The organism is Pontibacillus litoralis JSM 072002 (genome assembly GCF_000775615.1).
GTDB lineage: Bacteria > Bacillota > Bacilli > Bacillales > BH030062 > Pontibacillus > Pontibacillus litoralis.
The window spans coordinates 162109-182271 of record NZ_AVPG01000003.1 but is presented as its reverse complement, the minus strand read 5'-3'; the positions used below and the strand labels follow the sequence as shown (position 1 = coordinate 182271).

Sequence of the window (20163 nt, the reverse complement as noted above, 5' to 3'; positions counted from 1 at the left end):
CCCGCAAGAGTAGGACGTCGCCAGGCAAACTGTACCAATCCTTAGGAATGTAAACAATCCTAAGGGTTTTTTTATTATAGGGAAAGGAAAACAAGAGCTTTAAGAAGAATAGTAGATGGATAGATTCCTTAACAAATTATTATTAGGTATTCTCTAAATATTGAATGTGGATACGTTGTTTATTTGTATCTTGTTGAATGAGTCGATGTAATTGAATAATAAGCAGACCATTTTGATAGGTGGCGTTTATTTTGTCACTTCTTACCGGATAAGGAAGTTCAATGGTTCGCTCAAAGGACCCTTGTAATATTTCTTCTTGAATAAGTTGGTGGGATGGGGTGATATTGATGACTCCTCTTAACTCTATTGTGGCATTAAAAACGTATACATCGACTTGATTGACATCATCTAATCCAGGAATATTGGCATACAACATAATTTCATTGTCCGATTGATACATATTAATTTGAGGTATTTTCGGCTTTAGAACACCTTCAAATTCACCCCAAAAATCTTCCCCAAAAAATCTATCTAAGTTCTTTCGCCATTCTTGCATATTTTGAAAAGGATCCATATGAGTACCTCCTCCATTATTTTGTGTAATTTAATGTTGAACAGAGAAAATCATTTGCGATATAGTGTATGCATAATTGTTTAGTAGGTGAATGATTTAGGTAATATATCTTGTGTGCAAAAGAAAGGGTGAAGGAAAAGGATGGTAGAGAATTTATTAAGTAATAGCCTAGTTATGGTACTCATTATTTTTGTTGTTAATATTTTTTATGTATCTTTTCTTACGATTCGAATGATATTTACTTTAAAAGGCCAACGATATTGGGCTGCTCTTATTAGCGTGTTCGAAATTACAGTTTATATTGTTGGTTTAGGGCTAGTGTTAGAAAACTTAGACCAAATTCAAAATATAATTGCTTATGCGTTAGGTTTCGGCTTAGGTGTTATTGTCGGTATGAAAATTGAAGAGAAGTTAGCTCTTGGGTATATTACGGTAAATGTAATCTCTTCGAATCCAGATATTGATTTCACTAAACAGCTACGTGATAAAGGATATGGGGTGACGAGCTGGTTTGCATACGGGATGGAAGGCGATCGTTTAGCGATGCAAATATTAACACCAAGGAAGTATGAGTTAGCTTTGTATGAAACCATTAAAGAAATAGACCCTAAGGCGTTTATTGTCGCGTATGAACCGAAGCAAATTAGAGGAGGCTTCTGGGTCAAGCAAGTAAGGAAAGGACGTTTAAAGAAGAATGGGTAAAAAGAAAAGATTTACAGTGGATGAAGGAAAGACAATAGTACAAGTGTTAGAGCAGATGAAAGAGGAAGGGTATCGTCCCGTTCGTCGCGTGGAAGAGCCAATATTTAAAGAGAGAATCATAAACGGTGAGAAAAAAGTCGAACCCATCGGTAGAAAAATCATCTTTGACGGTGTGAAAAGCGAATAAATGTAGGTGGAATTTAGGCATCAAAAATTACACGAGGAATAGAAACTAGGACACCATTCAGAAGAAATCACATCGCTATTAATGAAAATGAAGTTGTAGAGGTTAATGGCAACCCTACCCAGCAGGTGAACGTATGATGAGTGACTTTTTCAAGCTTTAAAAGCGAATGATTTCATCAATTCAACATTTATTGTTCGTTATTTATTGCTTTTTTTATTCCCTCTTGATACGATATATTATATAAATTTTTCGCTTGAGGGAATGAAAGGTTTGGTGAGCATGTAAAGCCTGTGTACCTCCCCTTAGGAACGTGCATAGGTTTTATTATTATTATTTTTGTGGAGGTTGAGGAAATGATTGAACGTTATACAAAGCCTGAGATGGGAGCTATTTGGACGGATGAGAATCGCTTTAATGCTTGGCTAGAGGTTGAAATATTAGCTTGTGAGGCATGGAGTGAGCTAGGTTACATACCACAAGAAGATGTTAAAAAAATTCGTGAGCATGCTTCTTTTGATATTGCTCGTATTCATGAAATTGAAGAGGAGACGCGTCATGATGTGGTGGCTTTTACTCGTGCAGTTTCAGAAACGTTAGGGGAAGAGCGTAAGTGGGTGCATTATGGTTTAACGTCTACAGATGTAGTCGATACCGCGCTATCTTACGTATTAAAACAAGCAAATGAAAAGATTCGTGCAAAACTGCATCACTTCATTGATGTAATAGCTGCAAAAGCACAGGAGCATAAATATACAGTGATGATGGGTCGTACACACGGTGTTCATGCAGAACCAACTACATTTGGCTTGAAGCTCGCATTATGGTATGAAGAAATGAAGCGTAATTTAGAGAGATTCGAAATGGCAGCCCAGCAAATTGAATTCGGGAAGCTCTCAGGCGCTGTTGGGACTTACGCTAACATTGATCCTTTTGTAGAGGAATACGTCTGTGAGAAGCTAGGATTAACACCTGCGCCTGTATCTACCCAAACACTACAGCGAGATCGTCATGCACAATATGTTTCTACTTTAGCGTTGATTGCAACATCCATTGAGAAATTTGCCGTTGAAATCCGCGGATTGCAAAAAACAGAGACACGAGAAGTGGAAGAATTTTTTGCTAAAGGTCAAAAAGGTTCTTCTGCAATGCCGCATAAACGTAATCCAATTGGATCGGAGAACATGACGGGAATGGCTCGTGTTATAAGAGGTCATATGGTTACAGCTTTTGAGAACGTATCGTTATGGCATGAACGTGATATTTCTCATTCTTCAGCTGAACGCATCATTTTACCAGATGCAACGATTGCTTTACACTACATGCTTAGTCGTTTCAGTAATATTGTAGAGAATTTAACGGTTTATGAAGAGAATATGAAGCGCAACATGGACAAGACTTACGGACTCATATTCTCCCAACGTGTTTTATTAACGTTAATTGATGAAGGCATGGTGCGAGAACAAGCTTATGATTTAGTTCAACCAAAGGCTATGGATGCATGGGAAAAAGGTATTTCCTTTAGAAGTCTAGTAGAAGCAGATGACACCATTCAAAACACGCTTAGTAAGGAGCAACTAGAAGCGTGCTTTGATTATAAGCACCATTTGCAAAATGTGGACAATGTATTCGAACGAATAGGATTATAAAGAAAGTGAAACGTGCTTAATGAGATTGTTTTCATTAGGTGCGTTTTTTATTTTTAGTGGATAATCTTCGTGTTGCTGTTTCCGTGGGTGTCGATGGCTTCAATGACAATCGTTTCTTTTGGTCGAATAATAGTAAAATGGTTTAACGTAGCATCTACTGGACCGTAGCCCAAATAGTGTTTTGGGTGATGTCCATTGATCAAGACGTTAGCTATATTTGGTTCATCAATTTGTACATGTAATTTAGGTGCGCTCTCATTATTCGTTATCGTGGTTTCAATGGTTGGAGGTGTGCTGTCAATCTCATATGTGATGCGCCTGTCTTGCCATGTATCGCCGTCATGAAAATGGATGCGAACATCATGATTTCCTTCGTGTGATGGTAGCATGATGGAGTTCGTGTTGCCTGTGTACGTTTGATAAAATGTTCCTTTATCATGCAAGTAAAGTCGATCAATGTTATAGGCATCTAGTTTAATAGAAGGAGCCATTGTTTCTTCTGACCCCCAATGGATATCAGAAAACCACATGTAACTATTTTTATTCGTGACAGCTTTAAATTTGGCCATATCGAGCGTTTTTAATTCTAGATGCTTATCATCAATGGTATACATTATTGTTCGTGAATAACGATTTACATATTGGACTAACTCTTCACTAGATGCTTGTGGATACTCAGCTTTTAAATATGCGAATACTCCTGTTGCATAAGCACTCGCTATACTTGTACCACTAGTTGTTGTAAGCTCACCACCGAGTCCAGCGCTGAGCACGTTTATCCCAGGAGAAATGTAAGTAATTCCTTCACCATAATTCCCTGATAAGATAGAATTCTTGTTATTGGTTGCAGCTACAGGGATGACGTGTTCATATTTCGCAGGGTATGTTAGCGTGTCTTTTCCTTCGTTACCAGACGATGCGATAAAGAGAACATCCTTATTAGCGCCATATTCGATTACTTTTTGTGTAATGGGATTATACGGTTGATGGAAGCTCATATTGACGATGTCAGCACCGCTTATAATGGAGAGTAAGATAGCAAGAGAGGTGTTGTTTGGGTTGCCTAGTTTCCGAACTGGTAGTACTTGTACTGGAGAATCCTCTGTTAATTGCATGATGATACCAGTGACTTGGGTGCCATGGCCGACTTCATCGTTTGGTATATGGTCTCCGTCGATTAAGTCAAACCCTTGAAGGAGTCGCTCTTCGAACATAGGATGATCCATATCGATGCCTGAATCAAGTACAGCAACGATGGTATCTTCTGTATCGAAAGTAGCTTGGAACAAATATGCGAAAATACTGTATAAAAGAAAAAGTATTAAGGAACGAATATGCATGTATTCACCTCCTGCCTTTATATGTATCTTTTTCGCCAGAAGGGAAGATGGAAGAATCTATAATACTATGCTTATGAAGTGACTTGATAGAATATGAGGAGATAGTAGTATATGCAAAGAAGTGGAAAAAAGTTCTCCATAAAAAGGATTAAAATATACAACCAAGACCTATGTACGTCATAGGTCTTGGTTGTAGGGAATGTTCTATTAGCTTCTCATTTTCCCTTGTTTCTTTAATTCAGCTGTGTCTTCCTTTAGTGCCTTTAACAATGACCATATCATAGCCAACAGAATAAAGGCAAATGGAAAGGCTGATAAGATGGAAGCTGTTTGCAGTGCATCTAATCCTCCAGAAGATAGAAGAACAGCTGCAATAGAAGCTTGTATCACACCCCAAGTTAATTTAACAACTGTTGGTGGATTTAAGCTACCATTTGTCGTCTGCATTCCAAGTACGAATGTCGCAGAGTCAGCGGAAGTAATAAAGAACGTACTTATGAGTAAAATAGCAACGACGGTAATAATGAGACCAAAAGGTAATCCTTCAAGCGTTCCAAATAAAACTTGTTCAGGTTGCAATTCGGTTAAACCTGGATTCGTACCATCTAATTCTTGCTTTAGGCTAGTACCACCAAATATAGCAAACCAGAAAGCACTAAACATTGTTGGTAACAATAACACACCTAAGACGAATTCACGAATGGTGCGCCCTTTAGATACACGGGCTATAAAGGTACCGACAAATGGTGACCAGGCAATAAACCAAGCCCAGTAGAAGACGGTCCAGTTTTGAATCCATTCGTTATGCTCTGTACTCATTGGTGCCATTTGGAAACTCATCATTGGCAAGTTCTGAATATAAGATCCAATGGTGCTAGAGAACATATTCATAATAAATGTTGTTGGACCTAAGAACAGCGTTAATACCATAAGTGCAACAGCTAAAATGATGTTAGCATTACTTAAATATTTAATTCCTTTACCAATTCCACTCCAAGCCGATAGCATGAATAGAACAGTGACGATAAGAATGATGACAAGCTGTGTCATAAACGTATTTTCTATATCCGAAATGTAGGATAACCCACCTGCGATTTGAGCTGCTCCAAGTCCTAAGGAAGTAGCAACACCAAATACAGTAGCAAATACGGCAATAGTATCAATTGTCTTTCCGAACGGTCCGTTTACTCTATCTCCTAAAAGCGGTTGGAAAGTAGCACTTATTACTCCAGGTGCTTGACGGCGGAATTTGAAGTATGCAATAGAGAGAGCAATTACTGTGTAAATGGCCCAAACATGGATTCCCCAGTGGAAGAAAGAATAGCGCAATGCATCTTTAGCGGCCTGCGCTGACTCAGGGTCCCCTGTTGGTGGAGTAGCAAAGTGGGAAATTGGTTCAGCCGATCCCCAAAATACAAGTCCGATTCCCATTCCAGCACTAAATAACATGGCGAACCAAGTTAGTGTACTGTATTCAGGCTTTTCACCTGGTTGTCCTAATCGTAATTTTCCATATGGACTTACAATTAAATAAATAGAAAAGATAACGAATATAGCGACGGTTCCTAAGTAGAACCAACCAAATTTCTCTGTGAGATAACCTTGAATGTTTCCTGTGCTGGATTTTAGGTTTTCTGGAGAGATAACTCCCCATAATACAAAAATGGCCGAGATGGCTATCGATATCCAAAATACAGATGAGACTTTCTTCATGTAATCTCCTTCCAAGTAGTTAGTACATTTTGTGAAGTAAAAACTGTACAAACGTTTCATTCCGAATATAATTTTATCATTTATTCAAAATTCGTCAATAAATTTACTGTTCAAATTTTGTTAAATAGCTGTTAAATCCATTTATAAATCAGTTCAATTGACGAACATTAACTGATATTTGTTATATAATTGTTCGAATTTAAGTTGACTATTGTAGATGGTACCTGTTACTATAATGGTACAAATTCATAATACACCTTATATAATCTCGGGGATATGGCCCGTAAGTCTCTACCTGACGACCATGAATTGTCAGACTATAAGGGGAGATATACGAACGTTTAGGGGGTAGTGTGTTTATTGTTTACTATCTCCATAAATTTATTTGCGTTACGTCTATTATCTTCTCTTAATGAGATGATAATAGACGTTTTTTTCATTCTGTTTATTTAAATAGGAAGGAATTTGTTAATCAAATAATAAAGTAGAGGTGTTACATGGTGGCGACAGTTAGTGTTGTTATGGGAAGTATTTCAGATTGGGAAACGATGAAGAATGCTTGCATGATGCTAGAGGAATTCGATATTCCATATGAGAAGGATATACTCTCAGCTCATCGCACACCGGATGAAATGTATCGCTTTGCAGAAACAGCTCGTGAGCGAGGGGTTAAAGTAATCATTGCAGGTGCAGGCGGTGCCGCTCACTTGCCGGGGATGATTGCATCTAAAACGACACTTCCTGTTATAGGTGTTCCAGTAGTAACAAAGTTAAGCGGGTACGACTCATTGCTTTCAATTGTTCAAATGCCTGGTGGTGTTCCAGTAGCGACGGTTTCAATCGGGGCAAGTGGTGCGAAGAATGCTGGTATATTGGCGGCAGAAGTGATTGGTGCTTTTGATGAAGATGTAGCGAAACGCCTCGCACTATATAAAGAAGAATTACATGAGCATGTCGAACAAATGAGGAGGGATTTACATGAAGAATAGTATTTTTCCTAGTAGCACAATTGGGATTCTAGGTGGAGGTCAGTTAGGTAAAATGATGGCCGTTGAAGCGAAGTTAATGGGCTTTCAAGTTGCAGTGTTAGATCCTGCGCCAAACGGTCCTTGTGCTCAAGTTGCGGATATACACATACAAGCCGCATTAGATGACATCCATGGAGCGATAGAGCTTGCAAAACATACAGACGTCATTACGTATGAATTTGAAAATGTAGATATAGAGTTAGCTAAAGAATTAGAGGCTAGAGGGAAATTGCCACAAGGCCATCGTGCATTAGAAATGACGCAAGATAGAGGAAATGAAAAGCAGGCACTAACAGAAGCGGGTGTCCCTGTTGCTCCCTATCGATTGATTGAACGGCCGGAACAATTGCAGCCTGCGATTGCTGAAATTGGTTACCCATGTGTGTTAAAAACAACGCGTGGTGGATATGACGGAAAAGGGCAATGGAAGCTAGAATGCGAGGCAGATGTAAAAGCAGCAGAAGAAGCGATTCAAACAAATGGCAACTGCGTGTTGGAAGCTTGGTTACCATTTGATAAGGAAATCTCTGTTGTCATGACAAGAGGACGATTTGGTGAAATAACCTTATTTCCCATCCCAGAAAATATCCACGAGGATCATATGTTGAAGCAGAGTATTGTACCTGCTCGTGTGGAAGGGGATGTTGTAGAAAAAGCTAAGAAAGCAGCGTTACGTATTGCGGAGCATATTCAATTTATCGGCACATTTGCAGTGGAAATGTTTGTTGTAAATAACGGAATTTATGTGAACGAAATGGCTCCAAGGCCGCATAATTCTGGTCATTATACAATAGAAGCTTGTTCTGTATCACAATTCGGCCAACATATCCGAGCAATTTGTGGGTTACCTCTGTTAGAAGTGAAAACACCGTATGCGGCAGTGATGACGAATGTCATTGGCGAAGATATGCACAAGTATTTGCAACAACTAGAAGCTTTTGAAGATTGTTTTGTTCATTTATACGGGAAAGATGCTGTGAAACCAAAACGAAAAATGGGCCATGTGACGAAAATAGGTCAACATGTGGAGAACCTCGTTGTTGAATAACATATGGGAGGGTAAATTGTGAAGGGCACAATGTTATATGAAGGAAAAGCAAAAAAGGTTTACACGATTCTTGGCGAAGAATACCAACGGATTTTAGAGTACAAAGATGACGCTACGGCATTTAATGGCAAGAAACATGAAGTATTTCGTGGTAAAGGTCGATTGAATAATGTCATTTCATCGCACATTTTTCAATACTTGCATCAGCAAGGTATTTCCTCTCATTTTATTGATTCATTATCAGAAACAGAACAGCTCGTTCACCATACGTGCATTATTCCAATTGAAGTTGTTGTTCGGAATATTGCGACAGGTAGTTTGACGAAGCGATTTGGGATTGAAGAAGGAAGCGCGTTCGACCAGCCTATTGTGGAGTTTTATTACAAGAAAGATGAATTAAATGATCCGCTGATGAATGAGGAACATGCCAAGTTGTTAACAGGCGTCACGGATGAAGATCTTACGCTTTTAAAGCAGCAAGCGAAAGCGATTAACGCCCATTTACAACAGATGTTTGACGAGATTGGCTGTACGTTAGTCGATTTCAAGCTAGAGTTTGGCCGCATGCATGATGGAAAGATTGTGTTATCTGACGAAATATCACCTGACACATGTAGGCTTTGGGATAAGGAAACGAACCAAAAAATGGACAAAGATGTGTTTCGTCAAGGTAATGGGGATTTAATATCAGTCTATGAAACTATTTGGAACCGACTAAAGGAGGATATTCATGTTTAAAGTAAAGGTGTTCGTAACGTTAAAAGAAGGTGTATTAGATCCACAAGGTAAAGCCATTCAGCAGTCATTAGCTTCTCTTTCTTATGATGAAGTTGAGGAAGTTCGTGTTGGTAAATATATTGAACTTATGGTTGAGCAGCGTGAAGAGTTAGAAAAGCGTATCAATGAAATGTGTGACCAGTTGTTAGCTAATCCTGTTATCGAAGATTATTACTATGAAATTGAGGAGGCTGTTCGCTAGTGAAATTTGCGGTAGTGGTTTTTCCGGGGTCTAATTGTGATCGAGACATGCTTCATGCGATTACCGATGCGTTGCAAGAAGAAGCAAGCTTTGTCTGGCATACAGAAACAGATTTATCGCCATATGACGGCATTTTACTTCCGGGTGGTTTCTCCCATGGGGACTATTTGCGATCCGGGGCGATGGGGGCAACAGCTCCGATTATGCAAGCGGTGAAACAAGAAGCGGCCAAAGGCAAACCTGTACTTGGCGTTTGTAACGGATTTCAAATACTACTAGAAGCAGGGTTGTTGCCAGGTGCTATGTTACGTAATGAATCTCTTTCCTTCATTTGTCGCAATATTGGCATTAAAGTACGACGTAACAACACGATGTTTACAAGCAAATATGAGCAAGGGGAAGAAATTATATTGCCAATCGCTCATGGTGAGGGGAATTACTTCTGTGATGACCAGACGTATGAAGCATTGCAGCGCAATAATCAAATACTATTCACGTACTCCAATAATCCAAATGGTTCTGTTCAAGATATTGCTGGTATTTGTAATGAACGAGGGAATGTTCTCGGCATGATGCCACACCCTGAACGTGCGGTAGAAAGTTTATTAGGATCAACAGACGGTTTAACGTTATTTCAATCAATCGTAAGCAATTGGAGGGAATCTCATGTACTCAACACTTGACATTAGCACGGACAAAATAGAACAAGATCAATTATATAAAGAGATGGGATTGTCAGATGATGAGTTTGCTTCTATTAAAGAAATATTAGGACGCAAACCAAATTATACAGAAACAGGATTATTTTCTGTCATGTGGTCGGAGCATTGTAGCTACAAAAACTCCAAGTCGCTATTGAAGAAGTTTCCTACGAAGGCTCCTCATGTTCTACAAGGTCCAGGAGAAGGTGCTGGGATTATTGATATTGGCGAAGGGAAAGCGGTTGTGTTCAAAATTGAAAGTCACAATCACCCATCTGCAATCGAGCCTTATCAAGGTGCAGCAACTGGTGTAGGCGGTATATTGCGAGATGTGTTTTCCATGGGAGCTCGTCCAATTGCATTACTAAACTCGTTGCGATTTGGGGAGTTAACAACAGAACGAGTGAAATATTTGTTTCGTGAAGTCGTCCATGGCATAAGCGGGTATGGCAATTGTGTCGGGGTGCCAACGGTTGGTGGCGAAGTGCAATTCGATGCTTGCTATGAAGGTAATCCACTCGTAAATGCAATGTGTGTAGGTATTATTGATCAAGAGGATATTCAGAAAGGTATTGCCACAGGAATCGGCAACTCGGTTATGTATGTGGGAGCCCCTACTGGTCGTGATGGAATTCATGGTGCTACGTTTGCATCGGAAGAGCTTTCGGATTCGTCGGCAAGTAAGCGTCCTTCTGTTCAAGTAGGAGACCCTTTTATGGAGAAATTGTTAATTGAAGCTTGTTTAGAAATTACCCAGTGCGATGCATTAGTTGGGATGCAGGATATGGGAGCAGCAGGTTTGACGTCGTCAGCGAGTGAAATGGCTAGTAAATCTGGAACAGGTATTGAAATGCGTTTAGACGAAGTACCACAGCGCGAACAACAAATGACACCATATGAACTTATGTTATCAGAGTCACAGGAACGTATGCTGTTAATTGTTGAAAAAGGTCGAGAACGAGAAATAGAAACAATTGTAGAGAAATACGGCTTGAGCGCTTGTACGATAGGGGAAGTAATGGAAGAGCAAGTACTTCGGCTTCAATTTGCAGGAGAAACAGTAGCTGAAGTACCAGTTGATGCATTAGCAGAAGAAGCGCCTGTTTACTATCCTGAATCAAAGGAACCAGAATATTTTACAACGTTTCAACAACAGCCCGATTACGTTCCAGTTGTAGATAATGAAGAAGAAATGGTATTACAGCTTCTACAACAATCGACTATTGCTAGTAAAGAATGGGTGTACGATCAATACGATACAATGGTTGGAACGAATACAGTAGTCACGCCTGGATCAGATGCAGCAATTGTCAGGGTGCGTGGTACGGAAAAAGCAATCGCGATGACGACGGATTGTAATTCACGCTACATTTATTTAGACCCAGAAACAGGCGGGAAGATTGCGGTAGCAGAAGCGGCACGTAATATCGTGTGTTCAGGTGCTAAACCAATGGCATTAACAGATTGCTTGAATTTCGGTAGTCCAGATATTCCGGAAAACTATTGGCAAATGGCAAAGACAGTAGATGGAATGAGTGCAGCTTGTAATCAATTGACGACACCTGTTATTAGCGGAAATGTATCCTTATATAACGGATCGAACAATCAATCCATTTACCCAACCCCTGTTGTCGGTATGGTTGGACTTGTTGAAAAACTAGACGACATTACGCAGCAAGCATTTCAACAAGCAGGCGATGTTATTTATTTGATAGGGGAAACGAAAGCGGAATTTGGAGGTAGCGAAATACAGAAGGTGCTAGAAGGATCGTATTTCGGTAAAGCCCCTTCTATTGATTTAGAACTAGAACAACAAAGGCAAGAGCAATTGTTAGCAGCAATTCAGAATGGTTTCGTCCGGTCCGCTCATGATGTAGCAGAAGGTGGTGTAGCAGTAAGTTTGGCAGAAAGCTTGTTTGCCAATGAACTCGGGTGTGCTATTCATCTAACAGGTGATGCAACGACACAATTATTTAGTGAGACACAATCACGATTTATCGTTTCGGTTTCAAAGCAACACCAAGAAGCTTTTGAACAAATCGTTTCTGACATACATGTTTTAGGGGAAGTAACGGATTCTGGCACTATGCATGTCCATGTGAATGAACAAGAAGTTATCGCTTTATCCACGAGTGAGATGAAAAAAGCTTGGAGGGAGTCGATACCGTGCCAGCTGAAATCAAAGGCTTAAACGAAGAGTGTGGTGTGTTTGCTGTTTGGGGGCATGAGGACGCTGCACAAGTTACTTATTACGGCTTACACAGCTTGCAGCATAGAGGTCAAGAAGGAGCAGGTATTGTTGTTTCTGACGGTGAAAAACTGCATGCGGAAAAAGGACTCGGTTTAGTAACGGAAGTGTTCCAAGCGAAAAGGCTAAAGCAATTACCAGGGACGAAAGCAATCGGGCACGTACGGTACGCGACACAAGGAAATGGCGGTTATGAGAATGTTCAGCCGCTTCTTTTTCGCTCTCAGTCAGGCGGATTAGCACTCGCTCATAATGGCAATCTCGTAAATGCCCATGCGTTAAAAAACCAATTAGAAGCACAAGGAAGTATATTGCAAACAACCTCGGACACAGAAGTCATTGCCCATTTAATTAAACGAAGTGGCCACATGCCATTAAAGAATAGCATTAAGCAATCGTTATCGATGATTAAGGGAGCTTATGCGTTAGTTTTTATGACTGAAAAGCAGTTATTCATCGCTCAAGATCCGCGTGGGTTACGACCTTTATCGCTCGGAAAATTAGGCGATGCGTATGTTGTCTCCTCTGAAACGTGTGCCTTTGATGTGATTGGAGCGGAATATGTACGTGATGTACAACCAGGAGAATTATTAATAATTGATGATGACGGGCTTGTGTCAGAACGTTTCGCTGCTCCGATACAACGTACCATGTGTGCAATGGAATATGTATATTTTTCCCGTCCTGATAGTAATGTCGATGGTATTAACGTACATTCCTCGCGAAAACGAATGGGTAAGCAGCTCGCAGTAGAAGCACCGATTGAAGCAGATATTGTCACAGGTGTCCCAGACTCCAGCATATCTGCGGCAATCGGGTATGCGGAGCAAACAGGGATTCCGTATGAACTCGGTTTGATCAAAAATCGGTACGTCGGGCGAACGTTTATCCAGCCGTCCCAAGAATTACGAGAACAAGGAGTGAAGATGAAATTATCTGCTGTACGAGGCATCGTGGAAGGAAAGCGCGTCGTTATGGTTGATGATTCGATTGTTCGTGGTACAACGAGTAGACGAATTGTTCGTCTGTTAAAAGAAGCTGGTGCGACAGAAGTACACGTACGAATTGGCGCGCCACCTATTCAAAACCCTTGTTATTACGGAATAGATACATCGACGTCATCAGAGCTTATTGCAAGTAGTCACAGTATTGAAGAAATGCGTGAAATTATTGGTGCAGATAGTTTATCCTTTTTATCTGTAGAAGGGATGGAGGAGGCAATCGGCAAGCAAAATGATTCCATCCAGCACGGCTTTTGTAATGCGTGTTTTACAGGTAACTATCCGACGGAAATTTACGACAGCACCATCCATCCACATGAGAAAGAGGGGGCTAAGTAATGAGAGATCAATATAAGCAAGCTGGTGTTGATGTAGAAGCTGGTTATGAAGCGGTGGAGCGGATGAAGCAACATGTGAAACGTACTACTCGACAAGAAGTGCTAGGAGGTCTAGGAGGATTTGGAGGCTTGTTTGATATATCAAGCCTTCCGTATGAACAGCCTGTTTTAGTTTCTGGCACAGATGGCGTAGGAACGAAGCTGAAGCTCGCGTTCGAAATGGCGCGTCATGACACGATTGGCGTTGATGCTGTCGCCATGTGTGTCAATGATATTGTAGCCCAAGGAGCCCAGCCGCTATTTTTTCAAGATTATATTGCGTGTGGACAAAATGATCCAAGTCGTATAGAGGCAATCGTGAAAGGGATAGCGGACGGATGTGAGCAAGCAGGTTGTGCACTTATTGGTGGGGAAACTGCAGAAATGCCTGGCATGTATGAACTAGATGAATATGATTTAGCAGGTTTCGTCGTTGGCGTTGTAGAAAAAGAGAAGCTCATTACGGGTGACAATGTCCAAGCGGGTGATGTATTAATCGGTCTTTGCTCTAGTGGCATCCATTCCAACGGTTTTTCCCTTGTGCGTAAATGGTTACAAGACTTTCAGTTAGACTTACACGAAAGCTATCCTGGTCTCAATCAAACCTTTCAACAAACATTAGGAGATGTATTGTTAACGCCAACAAAAATTTATGCAAAGCCAGTAAAGAGTGTTTTACAACGAGTTGAGGTGAAGGCGATATCTCATATAACAGGTGGTGGATTTCAGGAAAATTTACCACGCATGTTACCTAATAACCTGGGGGCTGACATTCACGTGGATAGCTGGCCCATTCCTTCTGTTTACTCGTTTTTCCAAGAGAAAAGCGGCATGAACGATTATGATATGATGAGTATTTTTAACATGGGGATTGGGATGGTGTTGGCTGTCGCTCCAGAGGATGTAGAAGAAGCGACTAAAGCGATTGAACAAGTTGGTGAACAAGCCTTTGTGATTGGTACAGTGACGAATGAGCAAGGAGTGTTTTACCGATGAATATTGCTGTGTTTGCTTCTGGGAGTGGCTCGAACTTCGATGTTATTGCTCGTCAAGCGCAAGAAGGAATTCTAGATGTAAAGGTGAAATTACTCGTATGTGACAAAGAACATGCACCTGTACAACAGAAAGCGCAAGCACTAGGTGTACCTGTTTTCCGTTTTGTGCCGAGTAATTATGAGCATAAGGAAGACTTTGAGAAGGACATTTTGCATGTATTACATGAAGCGGATGTGGAGTTGCTTGTGTTAGCGGGGTATATGCGTTTGATTGGCCCGACGTTGTTACAAGCATATGAAGGGAAGATTCTGAACATTCATCCGTCGTTGCTGCCTGCTTTTCCAGGGAAAGATGCTATTGAACAAGCACTTCAAGCGAACGTGAAAGTAACAGGTGTGACGATTCATCTCGTTGATGAAGGAATGGATACCGGACCAATTATTGAACAGGAAGCACTGCGTATAGAAGAAGGGGAAGACGCAAGTGCTGTACAGAAAAAGATACAACAAATGGAGCATCGTCTTTATCCACAAGTTATTCAACAAATTGTAAAAGGGGAGATATAAAGTGGCACAGCATAAGCGGGCACTCATTAGTGTTTCTAATAAAGCGGGCATTGTTTCATTCGCTCAGCAGTTAGTTCAATTAGGGTATGAGCTCATTTCTACAGGTGGGACGAAACGTACTTTAGAAGAGGCTGGGGTTCCTGTTATTTCTGTATCAGAAGTTACGGAATTTCCAGAAATTCTACAAGGGCGCGTCAAAACACTTCATCCACATATCCATGCCGGACTATTAGCACAAAAGACAAACGACGACCATGTAAAGCAACTGGAGGATTTAGGTATTCAAGGAATCGATCTCGTTGTCGTCAATTTATACCCATTTAAAGAAACGATCATGAAGCCTTCTATGACAGAGGAAGAGGCGATTGAGAATATTGATATTGGTGGCCCAACGATGCTACGTGCCGCTGCTAAAAACTTTGCTCACGTTACGGTAGTAGTCCGTCCAGATGATTATCAAGTGGTTATTTCCTACCTTCAGAAGGGCGATATTCCACTAGCGTATCGAAAACAATTAGCTGCTAACGTATTTGAGCATACAGCAAGCTATGATACGCTCATTGCCAATTATTTTGCGGAGGTTGTGAAGCATGAAGGTGCGCCAGATCAATGGACGACAACATTTGAGAAAGTGCAAACATTACGCTATGGAGAAAACCCACATCAGCAAGCAGCATTTTATGTAGACCCGCTGTATAAAGGAGTATCACTTGCGAATGCTACCCAGTTAAACGGTAAAGAGCTTTCTTATAACAATCTTCAAGATGCCAACGCTGCGTTATCTATGGTGTTAGATTTTGAGCAACCTGCTGCTGTAGCTGTGAAACATATGAATCCTTGCGGGGTAGGTATAGGGGATACGATTGAAATCGCATATGACCGTGCTTATGAAGCGGACTCTGTGTCTATTTTCGGAGGAATTGTTGCTGTAAACCGAGAATTAGATGAAGCAACAGCATGGAAGATGAAAGAGATTTTTCTGGAAATTATTATTGCTCCTTCCTTCTCACAAGAGGCGTTACATGTATTAGAAGAAAAAACGAACTTACGTCTGTTACAAGTAGATATGAATCAAGACAAAGGGGTAGATAAGCAACTAACATCCGTTCGTGGTGGGTTGTTAGTGCAAGATGTCGATCAAGCAACACTTGCTGATGCGACAGTTACGGTTGCTACAGATCGAAAGCCTACGGAACAAGAATGGAAGGATTTGCAGTTAGCGTGGAAAGTTGTCAAGCATGTAAAGTCCAATGCGATTGTCGTAGCGGAAGGTCAACAAACAATCGGGATTGGTGCTGGACAAATGAATCGCGTCGGTGCGGCGAAAATAGCAATTGAGCAAGCGGGAGAGAAGTGTCAAGGAGCAGCCCTTGCTAGTGACGCCTTCTTTCCAATGCCAGATACGGTAGAGGCGGCAGCTCAGGCTGGAGTAACGACGATTATTCAACCTGGTGGATCGAAGCGGGATCAGGAGTCAATTGATGCATGTAACAAGCACGGAATTTCTATGGTATTTACTGGGGTTCGTCATTTTAAACATTAATGGGAAGGAGCGATTGGATGAACATTCTCGTCATTGGACAAGGCGGCCGAGAGCATAGCATCGTACAAGCAGTTCAAAAAAGTAGTCGTGTAGAAACGATTTATTGTGCACCTGGGAATCGAGGGATGGAAGAAGCAACGTGTGTTCCAATAGCTGTTACCGAGCAAGAGGAACTCGTATCCTTTGCGAAAGAAAAACAAATAGATATGACGATTGTTGGTCCAGAGGTTCCTCTTTTACAAGGTCTTGTCAATGCCTTTCAAGCAGCGGGGTTAACGGTATTCGGACCTACAAAGGAAGCGGCATTGATTGAAGGAAGTAAAGCATATGCTAAACAATTGATGGAACAATATCACATTCCCACAGCAAGTTACCACACGTGCACAACGTTGGATGAAGCAATAGCAGTTGTTCGTGCGAAAGGTGCACCTATTGTAGTGAAAGCAGATGGACTTGCAGCTGGAAAAGGGGTTACAGTAGCCTCCACAACAGAGGAAGCGTTCGATGCGATTCACCGCATGATGGCGGATAATCAATTTGGAGAAGCCGGACACCGTGTCGTTATTGAACAATTCCTTGAAGGAGAGGAATTTTCATTAATGGCTTTCGTTCAAGGTGAGAACGTATATCCAATGATTCCCGCTCAGGATCATAAGCGAGCGTTCGATGGTGATCAAGGGCCTAATACAGGCGGGATGGGGGCTTATGCTCCAGTTCCTTCTTTAACAAAAGCGGATATCGAAGAAGCAGTGACATCTATTGTCGTTCCTACAGCTCAGGCGCTTGTGCAGGAAGGGCGAAGTTTTACAGGAATATTGTACGCTGGCTGCATTCAAACGAATAATGGACCAAAAGTGATTGAATTTAACGCCCGTTTTGGAGACCCAGAAACACAAGTCGTATTGCCGTTATTATGCAATGACTTCGTTCAAGTGCTAGAAGATGTACTGCAAGGGGTTGATCCACAACTTAAGTGGCAAAATCATTTTTGTGCAGGTGTTGTACTGGCATCTAGTGGCTATCCTGGTATTTATGAAAAAGGTCATCTAGTTCCTACTTTTTCTATTGATGGAAACGATGTGTTTATGAACTATGCTGGGGTGAAAGAGCTGAATGGACAAATTGTCGCTGACGGAGGACGAGTGTTATTAGTTGGTTCTACTGCCCAAACACTACAGCAAGCTGTGACAAATGTATATGAAGTGTATGGAGAAGCAAATACAGAGGGTGGCTATTTTTATCGAAGTGATATTGCTTCGAAAGGCATTAAGTCTTCTTCTTCTTAATATAAATATAAAGAATCGCAACAATGGTTCCAATAACAGTTGCAATTACAAACGTCATATCGGACAAATATTCCATAATATTCAATGTAATACCCTCCTTTGGTGAAAGGTGCCCGGATGATTTATTCCGGGCGCTTTGTTTCATTTTATGAAGGATTAATGGTTGTTTCGTCATTATTTTTGTTGATGGCTTCCATTAAGGCTACAATTGGACAATAACGAACAATTCCTTCTGCCACCTTCATTGCAGCAATCATTATCCACCATACATAATTTTCCTTCCAAGGTTTTCGCACCATCTTAGCAGTTGTATAACTTAACAACGTAAATCCGATTGTAATGCGGATGAAAGCATTTAATGTTCCGATGTTTGATCGCACCATTTTTTCACAATCCTTTCAATGTTAACTACATAATGGTTGTGTTAAAATAGAAAAAAAGTTTATGGGGGCTGAAATGATGAACGAACACCGTTATCGCTGGCGTAATCGACAGCTACGTGAACATGTTGCAGTATTAGACGGTCATCGAACGCCAACTATTGTGTTAACGAATGCGACGTATTTAAACGTATTTTTAAGAAAATGGATGACAGGTCATATTTGGATTTATGGTGACCGTATTGTTTACGTTGGAGATGAACTCCCTAAATATAAGGAAACGATTGAATATGTGGATTGCTCTGACCAATATTTAGTGCCAGGTTACATAGAGCCACATGCCCATCCATTTCAGTTATATAATCCCCACACATTAGCGCAATATGCATCTCAATCTGGAACAACTACAACGATTAATGACAACTTAGTGTTGCTTTTTTTATTACACAATAAGAAAGCGTTTTCTTTAATGGAGGAGCTTAATGAGTTACCTGTTTCCTTATTGTGGTGGAGCCGTTTTGACTCGCAGTCCATGTTACAAGATGAAGACCAATTGTTAGACGATCGTAAAGTTCAAGAATGGATTGAACATGACGCGGTTGTTCAAGGTGGAGAGCTGACTTGCTGGCCGAGTGTGTTACAAGATGATGATCATGTGCTACACTGGATGCAGAAAACGAAGCGCTCCCGAAAGCCGGTGGAAGGGCATTTTCCAGGAGCTTCAGAGCGAACGTTAATGAAGATGAAGTTGCTCGGGACCGATGGAGATCATGAAGCAATGAGAGGAGAAGAAGTGTGGAACAGGTTGAAAATGGGGTATTCCGTTACATTGCGCTATTCTTCCATTCGTCCTGATTTACCTCAGCTTATTCAAGATATGAACAGGTTAAATATTCATCATTATGAACGTATCATGCTGACCACAGACGGCTCGACACCAGCTTTTTATGAGCATGGAATGATAAACCGTTGTATTGAAATATGTATAGATAATGGTATCCCCGCGATGGAAGCATTTTGCATGGCTTCTTACAATGTAGCTAGGCATTACGGAATGGAACATCGGCTTGGAAGCATTGGACCTGGCCGAGTTGCTCATATTAACTTCTTGTCGGAGAAGGACAATCCTACCCCAATTTCTGTATTGGCAAAGGGGAAATGGGTGAAGCGTAACGGCATTGTAGAGAGCATCTTTAGGCAGGTTGATTGGTCTTCTTACGAGATGGGACCGTTACATCTCGATTGGGAGTTAACCGATGATGATTGGCAATTTTCTACACCTGTAGGACTGGAAATGGTCAATGACGTCATCTTAAAGCCTTATCAAGTGAACATAGATGTAGGCACAAATGATATATGCGCCGGCAATGAGGCTTTCTTAATGCTAGTCGATCGCGATGGTCAATGGAAAGTAACCTCCATCTTGAAAGGGTTTACAAAAACGTTAGGTGGCCTTGTTAGTTCCTACTCAAACACGATGGATATCTTGCTCATCGGCAAGCGTAAGCAAGATATGAAGTTAGCCTTTAAACGGATGAAAGAAATAGGTGGCGGTCTTGTCTTGGCTAATGAAGGGAAAATTGTATTCGAATTGCCACTCTCAGTTGCTGGCATGATGACGGATATACCAATGGAGTTCCTAATTGCGAAAGTAAAGGAGTATAACGAAATCGTGAAGGCGCACGGATTTACCTTCGATGATCCAGTGTACACGTTGTTGTTCCTATCGTCTACTCACTTACCATTTATTCGCATTACACCGAAAGGAATTATTGATGTAAAGAAGAAAGATGTACTCTTTCCTGCAATAATGCGGTAAAATGTAAATGTGTTAAAAGCATGAAGAAA

General features: G+C 41.0%; 20 protein-coding genes and 1 riboswitch. Of the genes, 15 read left to right on the top strand and 5 right to left on the bottom strand.

The window, feature by feature from the left end; translation table 11 throughout:
- Positions 1 to 142: 142 nt before the first annotated feature.
- The gene (locus tag N784_RS04330; RefSeq protein WP_036832729.1) at positions 143 to 574 is read right to left on the bottom strand and encodes an Hsp20/alpha crystallin family protein; all 432 of its coding nucleotides are present in this window, start codon (positions 572 to 574) and stop codon (positions 143 to 145) included.
- A gap of 141 nt (positions 575 to 715) precedes the next feature.
- Here N784_RS04330 and N784_RS04325 point away from each other — a divergent pair, with 141 nt between their 5' ends.
- The 3 genes from N784_RS04325 (at position 716) to purB (ending at position 3109) form a co-directional block, all read left to right on the top strand.
- Positions 716 to 1276, top strand: a complete 561-nt coding sequence (locus N784_RS04325; protein ID WP_036832726.1) for a DUF2179 domain-containing protein — start codon at positions 716 to 718, stop codon at positions 1274 to 1276.
- Positions 1269 to 1463 carry an NETI motif-containing protein gene (locus N784_RS04320; RefSeq protein WP_036832723.1) on the top strand — a complete coding sequence of 65 codons (195 nt, stop codon included), beginning with the start codon at positions 1269 to 1271 and terminating at the stop codon, positions 1461 to 1463. Before N784_RS04325 ends, N784_RS04320 begins: the two co-directional genes overlap by 8 nt.
- A 353-nt stretch (positions 1464 to 1816) precedes the next feature.
- On the top strand, positions 1817 to 3109 hold the full coding sequence (gene purB / locus N784_RS04315) for an adenylosuccinate lyase (RefSeq protein WP_036832720.1): 1293 nt from the start codon (positions 1817 to 1819) through the stop codon (positions 3107 to 3109).
- Between the two features lie 53 nt (positions 3110 to 3162).
- Here the strand turns inward: purB and N784_RS04310 are convergent, their stop codons facing one another.
- Both N784_RS04310 and N784_RS04305 read right to left on the bottom strand, forming a co-directional pair.
- Positions 3163 to 4449 carry a S8 family peptidase gene (locus N784_RS04310; protein WP_036832718.1) on the bottom strand — a complete coding sequence of 429 codons (1287 nt, stop codon included), beginning with the start codon at positions 4447 to 4449 and terminating at the stop codon, positions 3163 to 3165.
- Positions 4450 to 4656: 207 nt separating this feature from the next.
- Positions 4657 to 6162 carry a glycine betaine uptake BCCT transporter gene (locus N784_RS04305; RefSeq protein WP_036832715.1) on the bottom strand — a complete coding sequence of 502 codons (1506 nt, stop codon included), beginning with the start codon at positions 6160 to 6162 and terminating at the stop codon, positions 4657 to 4659.
- Positions 6163 to 6400: 238 nt separating this feature from the next.
- A riboswitch (purine riboswitch) is annotated at positions 6401 to 6502 on the top strand.
- Positions 6503 to 6662: 160 nt separating this feature from the next.
- On the opposite strand from N784_RS04305, the gene purE reads away from it, so the two are divergent.
- From purE to purD, 11 genes are read left to right on the top strand one after another with little or no spacing between them, the layout of a single operon-like run.
- A complete protein-coding gene (gene purE, locus N784_RS04300; protein ID WP_036832770.1) occupies positions 6663 to 7151 on the top strand; it encodes a 5-(carboxyamino)imidazole ribonucleotide mutase in 489 nt (162 codons plus the stop codon).
- Positions 7141 to 8238: a 5-(carboxyamino)imidazole ribonucleotide synthase gene (gene purK, locus N784_RS04295; RefSeq protein ID WP_036832712.1), complete on the top strand. Its 1098-nt coding sequence runs from the start codon at positions 7141 to 7143 to the stop codon at positions 8236 to 8238. The genes purE and purK overlap by 11 nt, the downstream gene beginning before the upstream one ends.
- An 18-nt stretch (positions 8239 to 8256) precedes the next feature.
- Positions 8257 to 8976, top strand: coding sequence for a phosphoribosylaminoimidazolesuccinocarboxamide synthase (gene purC, locus N784_RS04290; protein ID WP_036832710.1), 720 nt, complete (start codon positions 8257 to 8259; stop codon positions 8974 to 8976).
- Positions 8969 to 9217, top strand: coding sequence for a phosphoribosylformylglycinamidine synthase subunit PurS (gene purS, locus N784_RS04285; protein WP_036832708.1), 249 nt, complete (start codon positions 8969 to 8971; stop codon positions 9215 to 9217). Before purC ends, purS begins: the two co-directional genes overlap by 8 nt.
- The gene (gene purQ / locus N784_RS04280; protein ID WP_036832706.1) at positions 9217 to 9900 is read left to right on the top strand and encodes a phosphoribosylformylglycinamidine synthase subunit PurQ; all 684 of its coding nucleotides are present in this window, start codon (positions 9217 to 9219) and stop codon (positions 9898 to 9900) included. Before purS ends, purQ begins: the two co-directional genes overlap by 1 nt.
- Complete coding sequence (purL, locus tag N784_RS04275; protein ID WP_036832704.1) at positions 9884 to 12109, top strand: phosphoribosylformylglycinamidine synthase subunit PurL; 2226 nt, start codon at positions 9884 to 9886, stop codon at positions 12107 to 12109. The genes purQ and purL overlap by 17 nt, the downstream gene beginning before the upstream one ends.
- Positions 12085 to 13506: an amidophosphoribosyltransferase gene (gene purF / locus N784_RS04270; RefSeq protein WP_036832701.1), complete on the top strand. Its 1422-nt coding sequence runs from the start codon at positions 12085 to 12087 to the stop codon at positions 13504 to 13506. The genes purL and purF overlap by 25 nt, the downstream gene beginning before the upstream one ends.
- The gene (gene purM / locus N784_RS04265) at positions 13506 to 14540 is read left to right on the top strand and encodes a phosphoribosylformylglycinamidine cyclo-ligase (RefSeq protein ID WP_036832698.1); all 1035 of its coding nucleotides are present in this window, start codon (positions 13506 to 13508) and stop codon (positions 14538 to 14540) included. Before purF ends, purM begins: the two co-directional genes overlap by 1 nt.
- The gene (gene purN, locus N784_RS04260) at positions 14537 to 15106 is read left to right on the top strand and encodes a phosphoribosylglycinamide formyltransferase (protein WP_036832697.1); all 570 of its coding nucleotides are present in this window, start codon (positions 14537 to 14539) and stop codon (positions 15104 to 15106) included. The genes purM and purN overlap by 4 nt, the downstream gene beginning before the upstream one ends.
- A 1-nt stretch (position 15107) precedes the next feature.
- A complete protein-coding gene (gene purH / locus N784_RS04255) occupies positions 15108 to 16649 on the top strand; it encodes a bifunctional phosphoribosylaminoimidazolecarboxamide formyltransferase/IMP cyclohydrolase (protein WP_036832695.1) in 1542 nt (513 codons plus the stop codon).
- A 17-nt stretch (positions 16650 to 16666) separates the two neighbouring features.
- On the top strand, positions 16667 to 17935 hold the full coding sequence (gene purD, locus N784_RS04250; protein ID WP_036832693.1) for a phosphoribosylamine--glycine ligase: 1269 nt from the start codon (positions 16667 to 16669) through the stop codon (positions 17933 to 17935).
- On the opposite strand, the gene N784_RS17170 is transcribed toward purD, so the two are convergent.
- The gene (locus tag N784_RS17170; RefSeq protein ID WP_332307840.1) at positions 17916 to 18011 is read right to left on the bottom strand and encodes an EYxxD motif small membrane protein; all 96 of its coding nucleotides are present in this window, start codon (positions 18009 to 18011) and stop codon (positions 17916 to 17918) included. The genes purD and N784_RS17170 overlap by 20 nt on opposite strands.
- Before the next feature lie 70 nt (positions 18012 to 18081).
- Entirely contained in the window at positions 18082 to 18318 is a 237-nt protein-coding gene (locus N784_RS04245; RefSeq protein WP_036832691.1) for a YgaP family membrane protein, read from the bottom strand.
- Positions 18319 to 18394: 76 nt separating this feature from the next.
- Here N784_RS04245 and N784_RS04240 point away from each other — a divergent pair, with 76 nt between their 5' ends.
- Positions 18395 to 20134, top strand: coding sequence for an adenine deaminase C-terminal domain-containing protein (locus N784_RS04240; RefSeq protein WP_036832688.1), 1740 nt, complete (start codon positions 18395 to 18397; stop codon positions 20132 to 20134).
- Positions 20135 to 20163 lie beyond the last annotated feature (29 nt).

What these genes read in the sequence shown, in the direction of transcription:
- N784_RS04245 (WP_036832691.1), bottom strand. Translation starts at nt 18,318, where the DNA reads ATGGTGCGATCAAACATCGGAACATTAAATGCTTTCATCCGCATTACA.
- purN (WP_036832697.1), top strand. Translation starts at nt 14,537, where the DNA reads ATGAATATTGCTGTGTTTGCTTCTGGGAGTGGCTCGAACTTCGATGTT.
- purB (WP_036832720.1), top strand. Translation starts at nt 1,817, where the DNA reads ATGATTGAACGTTATACAAAGCCTGAGATGGGAGCTATTTGGACGGAT.
- purD (WP_036832693.1), top strand. Translation starts at nt 16,667, where the DNA reads ATGAACATTCTCGTCATTGGACAAGGCGGCCGAGAGCATAGCATCGTA.
- purM (WP_036832698.1), top strand. Translation starts at nt 13,506, where the DNA reads ATGAGAGATCAATATAAGCAAGCTGGTGTTGATGTAGAAGCTGGTTAT.
- N784_RS04240 (WP_036832688.1), top strand. Translation starts at nt 18,395, where the DNA reads ATGAACGAACACCGTTATCGCTGGCGTAATCGACAGCTACGTGAACAT.
- purL (WP_036832704.1), top strand. Translation starts at nt 9,884, where the DNA reads ATGTACTCAACACTTGACATTAGCACGGACAAAATAGAACAAGATCAA.
- N784_RS04320 (WP_036832723.1), top strand. Translation starts at nt 1,269, where the DNA reads ATGGGTAAAAAGAAAAGATTTACAGTGGATGAAGGAAAGACAATAGTA.
- purK (WP_036832712.1), top strand. Translation starts at nt 7,141, where the DNA reads ATGAAGAATAGTATTTTTCCTAGTAGCACAATTGGGATTCTAGGTGGA.
- N784_RS04310 (WP_036832718.1), bottom strand. Translation starts at nt 4,449, where the DNA reads ATGCATATTCGTTCCTTAATACTTTTTCTTTTATACAGTATTTTCGCA.
- purS (WP_036832708.1), top strand. Translation starts at nt 8,969, where the DNA reads ATGTTTAAAGTAAAGGTGTTCGTAACGTTAAAAGAAGGTGTATTAGAT.
- N784_RS04325 (WP_036832726.1), top strand. Translation starts at nt 716, where the DNA reads ATGGTAGAGAATTTATTAAGTAATAGCCTAGTTATGGTACTCATTATT.
- N784_RS04305 (WP_036832715.1), bottom strand. Translation starts at nt 6,162, where the DNA reads ATGAAGAAAGTCTCATCTGTATTTTGGATATCGATAGCCATCTCGGCC.
- N784_RS04330 (WP_036832729.1), bottom strand. Translation starts at nt 574, where the DNA reads ATGGATCCTTTTCAAAATATGCAAGAATGGCGAAAGAACTTAGATAGA.
- N784_RS17170 (WP_332307840.1), bottom strand. Translation starts at nt 18,011, where the DNA reads ATGGAATATTTGTCCGATATGACGTTTGTAATTGCAACTGTTATTGGA.